Consider the following 8,480-nt stretch of genomic DNA (forward strand, 5'->3'; position numbering starts at 1 on the left):
CAATCTCAAATGAGAAGTGAGTAAGTTGAAGAGACCGGCGTAATGAGCTGTCTTGAAAACTGCTCGCTTTTTTTGTACATTAAACGTCTGGCGAGGCGATAGGCAAGCAAAACAGCAAGAATATTCAGTGGATAAATCAGCGATAGAAGTTCAACCTTCATGAATGTTTTTAATGATTAAATCCGTAAAATCACGTATAATAGAACATAGTGAAATTTCAGAGGAGGGTATAATATGGCCTATCAAGCATTGTATCGGGTGTGGCGATCTCAACGATTTGAAGATATCGTCGGACAAAAGGCTGTGACTCAGACCTTGAAAAATGCAATTATGCAGCATAAAACCTCGCATGCCTATTTGTTTACCGGTCCCAGAGGTACAGGGAAAACCAGTGCTGCTAAAATTTTTGCTAAGGCAATCAACTGTCCAAACAGTGTGGACGGAGAGCCCTGTAACGAATGTGATATCTGTAAAGAAATCACGGAAGGCCGCTTGAATGATGTGATTGAGATTGATGCGGCGAGCAACAATGGTGTCGAAGAAATTCGAGATATTCGAGATAAAGCAAAGTATGCGCCGACACAGGCTGAATACAAAGTATATATCGTCGATGAAGTACATATGCTGTCAACCGGAGCATTTAATGCATTGCTGAAAACTCTGGAAGAACCGCCCAAAAATGTTATCTTCATTTTGGCGACAACAGAACCCCACAAGATTCCGCTGACTATCATTTCAAGGACACAGCGTTTTGATTTCAAGCGTATCGGAACACAAGATATTGTTGACCATTTAGCACATATCTTGATAGAGAGCTCATTGAAATATGAAGAACAGGCATTGTATACCATTGCTCGAGCAGCAGAAGGCGGAATGCGTGATGCATTAAGCATATTGGATCAGGCACTTTCGTTCAGTGAGGATGAAGTGACGCTTGCCGATGCTCTTCAAGTGACTGGTAGTTTGACCTTTGAAATGATGGATCGCTATATTTCTTCTTGTATAGCTGGGAATGTTGAGCAGGGCTTGGAAACACTTGAAGCGATATTGAATTCAGGGACAGAAGCCAGCCGCTTTTTAGAGGATATTTTATTGTATTGTCGTGATTTGCTGATGTACCAACAAGCACCAAAGCTGTTGGAAGGGAAAACAGGCACAATTACTGAAACCTTTAAAGAGCTTGCCCAGCAGACTGAGCCTGAGCGAATCTATCAGCTGATTCAAACCTTAAGCGATACGCAAAATGAAATTCGTTTCACCAATCATGCAACAATTTATCTGGAAGTAGGCACAGTGAAGCTGGCTCAAGGAAACCGTTCAATTCAAACCGTCCAAGCATCAGCAGCAGCTGGTGCAGTGGATTCGGAGGCTGTTGCTGAGTTGAGAGGCCAGGTTCAGAAGCTGCAGTTGGAAATAGAAGAGCTTAAGAAAAATGGTGTTTCGGCAACACAAGAGACGGCGAAAGCACCGGCACGTCAACCGGCAGCTAACCGAAACAGTTTCAAAGTACCGACAGAGCGCGTGTACCAAGTGCTGAGAGAAGCAACTCGAGAGCATTTAGAAAAGGTAAAGGATGTTTGGGAAGATTTACTTCAGATGCTGTCAGTAAGTCAGCGGGCGATATTGAAGGCCACCGAACCTGTAGCCGGAAGTCCCACAAGCATGGTCTTGGCGTTTGATTACGAAATTTTTTGTGGAAGAGCAGCAAGCGACAGTGAAATTCAGCTGGCAATCCAAAACAATCTTAGTCGTTTGATTAATTATACGCCTGAAATTGTTTGTATCACGAGGGAAAGCTGGCCCAGTATTAGGAAAACCTTTATTGAACAGAATAAAGGTCAGGCTGCATCATCTGAGGCGGATGTATCAGAATTAGATGCTACGGATGCGGTTCAAATGCCGGAGGATGAGCAGGAATCAGAGTCTTCCAATGGACAGGAAGTCATTGATCAAGCAATGAATATGTTCGGAGCAGAGATTGTTGAAGTAGTGAATGATTAGCTAATAGCGCGGACTTCTTGATTATACTGGAAAGATTTCGGGTGTAATAAAAGTCAGCAATAAATAAATGGAACGAGGAGAAGATAACTATGATGCGTGGTATGGGAAATATGCAAGGAATGATGAAACAGGTACAAAAAATGCAGAAGGAAATGGAACAGGCACAAGCTGCATTGAATGAGAAAGAATTTGTCGGAGAAGCAACAAACCAACTGGTAACTGCTGTATTCACAGGTGACAAAAGATTGAAGGATATCACAATCAAAGAAGAGATTGTTGATGCAGAAGATGTAGAAATGCTGCAGGACTTAGTAGTCATGGCAGTTAATGACGGTCTGGTGAAAATTGAAAAAGAAACGGAAGCAACTATGGGTAAATATGCGAAAGGTTTACCAGGCTTCTAATCAAGCGATTAGACCTAGCCAAGCAGAAAAATAAATACTTGACTGCATTCATAGATTTTAGTGAAGACCACATGAGCCTTCCTTTTAATAAATCCTCAATTCGATTATTAACGAATTGAGGATTTTTTTGAAAAAATATTATAGAAGACTTGACTCATACCTAATGTCACAGTTTAAAGTATAAGTAAGCTAGCGAAGAGAGAAAAGGAAAGAAGGAATAGAGCATGTTCAAAATTGGAGAATTCTCAAAAATATCAAATACAACGGTGCGTACCTTGAGACATTATGAAAAACTAGGGTTGATGTTGCCTACAACGGTTGACCAGCAATCTGGCTATCGTTTTTACGAAGCAAGTCAGATAAGTACAATCAATAAAATCAAAATGCTGCAGCAAATCGGCTTATCTCTGGATACAATCAAAGAGATATTGGAAAAACAGCAGACGGAAATTCTAAATTATTACTATGAAGCCAAAGAAAATGAACTTGAACAGGAAATGGAAGAACTCAAGAAGAAAAAAGAAATGATCAGGCAGCTGCAAAATCAATTGAAAGAAGGAAATAACATGGAAAAATACAATGTCGTGTTAAAATCGATACCGGCAAGAAGTGTCATCAGTGTAAGAAAGGTCATCCCAACCTTCCAAGATGAAGGGATGCTATGGGGATTGCTGCAAAAAGAAATTGAGGCAAAAGGTGTGAAAATCGCTCCAGGGTCCTTAGGTGTGAGCTTGTATCATGACAAAGAGTACAAAGAGAACGAAGTGGATGTAGAGGTGCAGCTGGAAGTAAGTGGAGAATATGAAAATGGAACAGCTGCCACGTTTTTTGAGGCGCCTGAATATAATATGGCATCGGTAACCTTTAGTGGAAGCTTCGATCAAATGCCTCAAATTTCTCAAGCTTTGGGAACTTGGATTGAAACGAATCACTATCAGGTTTCAGGTCCAATGATTAACATTTCCCATGTATCACCGGCGCAAGACCCAAATCCGGAAAATTGGGTTACTGAAGCTTCTTTCGTTATCTCTCCACAATCATAGGTAACTGGAAAATTTGATAAAAGCCGAACAGCTTTCTATAAGAGAAAGTTGTTCGGCTTTTTTTGTTTAATATTGACTATTTTTTTCACATCTCTTTGAAATCAATTAGTAAATAATAGCCATTGAAGGTGTCCTTCAGCAATAAATTTTTTCATTTAGATATCTTTATGTAACAAAACATTTTCATCTATATGTTAAATATTTTATTTTTGAGATATTTCTGAGAATTTCTTCCGTTATAAAAGTGAAGAATAAAAACGAGTCTAATCCTTTTAAATCAGTATTTTGCTCTCTATTATTGTTTTCTGTTTTGTCTTTTTATCACAAATTTCAATTTTTAAACAAAAAAGTGAGAAAAAATAATATAGACTTTTAAAAATATTTGATATAAAATTCATTTGTATTAATAAAAAGATATATTTCCAAAGAGAATACAAATGTTTTTTTAATTTTTGGTTTTAAATTTAAGGGGAAATTGGTTTAGAAAGACAGATAACCATATTTTGAAATTAAGGTTTTTAGGAGGCAAACATGGATAAAAAAAATGTAAATACGGGGATCATTTCATTGTCAGCCAAATTAGCTGAACCTTATTCAGAAGAACTGATGAAACATAATATGAATGTCATGCCCCTTACAATGGAAAACTTTGAGCAGTATGTTGATCAGCTGGATGCAGTGATTATTAGAGAAAACGCAGAACAGGATGTCAGACACACCTGCCAGTTATTAGTAAAGATTAAAGAAAGCTCTGATGCATTCGTTTGGGTATTTTCTCCTAATACACCTGTTTCGATGAGAATTGTCTATCTTCAGCTTGGAGCTGTTGGAGTAATTTCCGACGACTGTAAAGCGGATGAGCTGCAGCTGATTATTTCTAATAGTGTCTATAAAAGAAAAGGCATGAAACGTGCAGTGGTTAATACGGACTCGGATCAAGTCGATGAAAAAGGAAAGAAAAAATTTGTCGAACTGATTCCAAGAAATTCCAGTATAAGAATTGATGGGATGAAAGAAATACCGCTAACCAAACTTGAGTATAGAGCAATCGATTTTCTTTATAGAAACATGAATGCGGCGGTTACTTATCAAGAAATATTCGAGACTGTTTGGGAAAAAGAGTTCGACAACAAAAATTATCGTGTAGCAAATCTGATTTTCCATCTTAGAGAGAAAATCGAAAAGGATGCATCAAATCCAATCCTCATACAAACGGTTCGTTCTAAAGGCTATATGCTGGTTGGATGAGCTGGTAGTCATGGCGGTTCCTGTGAAAATTAGGAATGACGGTGGCAGAAACAGTCGTATTTCATTTTCTAACAAAAGATAATTTAGGAGGGAAACACAATATGAAATCCTGGATTTATCAAAAAGTTATGAAAATTGAAATAAATGTATCTCTGTTGAAAAACAAGATACAAAAATATTGAGGAAAGGAGGAGAAAAATGAAATTAGGAAGAAAATTTTATTTGTTCATGTTTCTTGCTTTCATTTCTACAGTTGTCGGTGGTTATTTTTATAGTAACTTATCAGTTGTTAAAGCAAATGAAGATGAGTACGGTATAGATGTTTCTTATCTCGCTGATAGCCAAAAAACTGTGAATCTTACATTTGGGAAACTAGAGGATGAAGAAGTTTATTTACAATCCGAAGGCTTGCAGACTATTACAAAAGAGATGCTTGCAGATGGAATTGCCTCTGACTTTGATGGAGAAGTAAGCTTTGAAGAAGTAGACGCTAATAAGGTGAAAATCAGCATTAAAAAGGGAACGAAGATTTTAAAAATTCAATTTATTGCAGATGTTTTACCTGAAAACAGTAAAGGAAACATTACTTTGCTGAATGAAACAATGGATGTATTGGCAGAAGCTGATGTTACTAATGACTCAGTTAGTACCTTTGATCCAGGATTGGCTACTCCAGTTGCATTTAGCGAAACTAGTTCTGCGATTTCGCCAACCAGCTCGCTGATTCCAGCTACGCCGGAAGAAATTGCTCAAAGAAACGAGGAAGCAAACCTACGGGTAGGATTTAATCCATTAGTTAATGTTAAAACAGTAGGAACTTGGACTGAGTTTAGTGCGGCGTACAATGACCAAACAGTTACAAAAATCATTATGACTACTGATCTTCAAAGAGCCAGTACTCTAACCGCACGTCAAACTTCCATTGAAATTGATGGAGGAGGATTTATTCTTGATATGACGGGCGACACATTGAGATTAGCTGCTACGCCAAGTGACGGTATAGGTTTTTTCCATTTTCATGATATGACAGCGAAAAATTCTGCCAATGAAGGAAATGGTACCGGCGGTAATATGTGGGCTTTTGTCAATGCGATAAATGGTACAACCTATTCAAGAAACTGGAGATTTAGAACAGGGAATATCGAAACAGTCAGAGTAAATGGCCAACGTGTCATCCGTTTGATTCGAGGATCGAGAGCAGAAATAACGGTATATGGCAAAATGAATTTGATTACCACGTCTGAAAACTTTTATGCCGGTAGTATCATCGTAGAAGATGGAACTGATTGGTATGGTGAGGATACTGGATCAAACTACTCAGTTATTTGGTTTGAACTTGAATCAAGTGGTACAGATACCGGAGCAGCTGAGCAGTTTATTGTAGGGAAAAATGCCAGAGTAGTCTTGAAAAATTCAACAACTGGTACAGCCTATCCTGCTGTTTATCATCATTGGCGTGAATTTGTATTGGGAGAAGGTTCTACTTACAACTCTAATATGATGGGAAATGCCTTCCGAACTTCTTACACATCAACTATTAATTTGAAAAAAGATTCTACAATGAACTTGATTAGTAGAGGAACTGGAGCTGTACTTCAGTTTGGTGGTGGTTATGGATTTTCAAACACAACTGGAACTAGATTTAATGTTGAACAAGAGGCTAGTTTATATATTGTTGGAGATACAGCTGGTCCGACGATTGATTTCCATACAACAACAACTGCAAGAGACATCAAGTTGATTTTAACATCACCTAAAGGGTTTGATTTTCGTAATAAGAATAATTCAAATCAGGTAATGAATGTGCGGCAAACTCAAAATGAGTTTCAAGTTATTGATTCGGATATCGACTTATGGAATAAAGGTGTTCCCATTTTAGGGCCATCAAATGAAACATACGCACGTGTAGGTAATTTAAGTGTTGTTGGAACAGGTGGTACTGCTAATGTAAATACGACAGAGCCTGGCTTGGAAAACTTTACACCTGCAAACTATCGAAGAATAGCTGGAATGAATTCCAAACCTCTTAGCGAGTGGGTTCCTGTAACCGATGCAGATTACACGTATAAAGTACGCGTACTGATTGGTTATACTCCAGGAGATGAATACGATGAAAATAGCAATGTTATCTTAGAGCCTGTTTATGCTTCTGAGAATCAAGCAAAGGTGACATTCACAGATACCTATGGTGATACTCATGAAGTTTGGACTGATGCGAACGGGTATGCAAGTTTCACAGATACTCGCTTCAATACTGCTGGTGAAAAGATGACAGCTTATGCGACTCGAGGACCTTGGGTGGAAGAAACTGTACAAGAAACCACAGTCATTGATGTGACACCTCCTGAACCAGCTAGTTTAGTTGAAGGAAAAGTAACCAATGCAACCAAACAGCTGACTGCTGAAAATCTTGAACCAAATGCGAAAGTGTTCTTAACTATCACTGGAACAAGTTCGAATGCAGGGACACTCGTTCCAGCAGGAACAGTGGCAGCCGATGGAACATGGTCACATAATCTATCAAGCTATTTGAACACAGGTGACAGTGTGACTATCTATTTACAGGATAACGCAGGAGCAGCACCAGCTGACATCGTGCCGGCACCGCCGACAACAAATAGTGCTGACGGAAACATTAACCCGTATCCATCAGATTTAAGTTATCGTGATGCAACATTTAAAAAGGCGACGAATTATATTGTTGCAGATATCATTCCAGATGCACCGAAGCTGTCCAAGTATTCGGCATCCAGTGGTGGAGCTACAACCTCTATCGGTGATGAAGTAACGTATACACTGACAGCCAAGAATGACAAAGCAGATTCTGTTGATTGGACAGGCGTCGTATTGGAAGATGTGCTTGCTGCCGGGTTGGATTTTGATTCAACGGATCATGGCATCACCATTAAACAAATCGATGCTTCCGGTACGGAAACAACTGTGCCATTGGCAGCTGATACCTTCACTTACAATGAGACAACACGTTTACTAAGTATCAAGCTGGGCGATATTCCGGCGAAGTACAGCTATGTTGTAACCTTCAAAGTGACGGTAGCCAGTGATGCAACGGTCGATGAGGATATCTTGAATCAGGCAACAGCCAAAGGCTATTCGCCTCAAGAATCCGCAGATCCGTTTGTGCCCGGACCGATTACCGGACCATTCAAAGTCATTGATGTGCTTTCTAATGAAGTGGGACTACCCGGTGGTACCTTATACGGTATCTTACAGCTGACTTCAGCACCGGATGTCATTGACTTCAAGAAACATGCATTGACAGTAAACGATACGCGGATGGATGACCCTGAATTGAGTGCACCGCTGACTGTTTCTGACAGTCGCGGCAATCGTACGAGCTGGACGCTGACAGCGAAGTTGACCGGCGTAATGGCGAATACCGATGACAGTACGAAGATTCTGGCAGATGCCATCAAGTTTAACAATGGAACGACGGAAGAAGCGCTAACCGCTTCAGAAATCCTGATTAAAACCCATACACATGCAAGTGCGGGGGATTATGTTGTCAGCAATGACTGGAGCGCCAATGGCGCAGGTCTGAAGCTGGAAGTTCCTGCAGGTGGTGTACCGAAGCTTGGGAAATATCAGGCAGAAATTACCTGGATTCTAGGCGATACGCCAACACCTTAACGAAAGAGAGGAAACACACACATGAAGCAATTTGTTACAACCGTTCTTCGCCTCTCTTTGGTGGCAGGACTTCTGCTGGGCTTTGCCATGCCTGCTCACGGTGCTGAAAATGGGAAAGGTGTTCAGACCAACGGTA

General features: G+C 39.8%; 5 protein-coding genes. All 5 read left to right on the forward strand.

The features are described 5' to 3' along the window. Window positions 1-234: 234 nt before the first annotated feature. The 5 genes from dnaX to IW510_RS19825 all read left to right on the forward strand — a co-directional run bounded on the left by dnaX (window position 235) and on the right by IW510_RS19825 (window position 8,344). Window positions 235-2,001 (forward strand): DNA polymerase III subunit gamma/tau, encoded by a 1,767-nt coding sequence (gene dnaX / locus IW510_RS19805; RefSeq protein WP_202062657.1) that lies wholly within the window; start codon window positions 235-237, stop codon window positions 1,999-2,001. A gap of 89 nt (window positions 2,002-2,090) precedes the next feature. Further along, on the forward strand, window positions 2,091-2,405 hold the full coding sequence (locus IW510_RS19810; protein ID WP_202062659.1) for a YbaB/EbfC family nucleoid-associated protein: 315 nt from the start codon (window positions 2,091-2,093) through the stop codon (window positions 2,403-2,405). A 224-nt stretch (window positions 2,406-2,629) separates the two neighbouring features. Further along, window positions 2,630-3,448: a MerR family transcriptional regulator gene (locus IW510_RS19815; protein ID WP_202062661.1), complete on the forward strand. Its 819-nt coding sequence runs from the start codon at window positions 2,630-2,632 to the stop codon at window positions 3,446-3,448. A 531-nt stretch (window positions 3,449-3,979) separates the two neighbouring features. Next, window positions 3,980-4,696 carry a winged helix-turn-helix domain-containing protein gene (locus tag IW510_RS19820; RefSeq protein ID WP_202062663.1) on the forward strand — a complete coding sequence of 239 codons (717 nt, stop codon included), beginning with the start codon at window positions 3,980-3,982 and terminating at the stop codon, window positions 4,694-4,696. A 198-nt stretch (window positions 4,697-4,894) separates the two neighbouring features. Then, window positions 4,895-8,344 (forward strand): pectate lyase-like adhesive domain-containing protein, encoded by a 3,450-nt coding sequence (locus IW510_RS19825; protein WP_202062665.1) that lies wholly within the window; start codon window positions 4,895-4,897, stop codon window positions 8,342-8,344. The last annotated feature ends 136 nt before the right edge of the window (window positions 8,345-8,480 follow it).

Origin of the sequence: Enterococcus sp. BWR-S5 (assembly GCF_016745255.1) — a bacterium.
In the GTDB taxonomy this organism is placed as follows: Bacteria; Bacillota; Bacilli; order Lactobacillales; family Enterococcaceae; genus Enterococcus_L.

Coding starts and splice junctions, on each gene's coding strand:
- IW510_RS19825 (WP_202062665.1), top strand. CDS start 4,895: ATGAAATTAGGAAGAAAATTTTATTTGTTCATGTTTCTTGCTTTCATT.
- dnaX (WP_202062657.1), top strand. CDS start 235: ATGGCCTATCAAGCATTGTATCGGGTGTGGCGATCTCAACGATTTGAA.
- IW510_RS19820 (WP_202062663.1), top strand. CDS start 3,980: ATGGATAAAAAAAATGTAAATACGGGGATCATTTCATTGTCAGCCAAA.
- IW510_RS19810 (WP_202062659.1), top strand. CDS start 2,091: ATGATGCGTGGTATGGGAAATATGCAAGGAATGATGAAACAGGTACAA.
- IW510_RS19815 (WP_202062661.1), top strand. CDS start 2,630: ATGTTCAAAATTGGAGAATTCTCAAAAATATCAAATACAACGGTGCGT.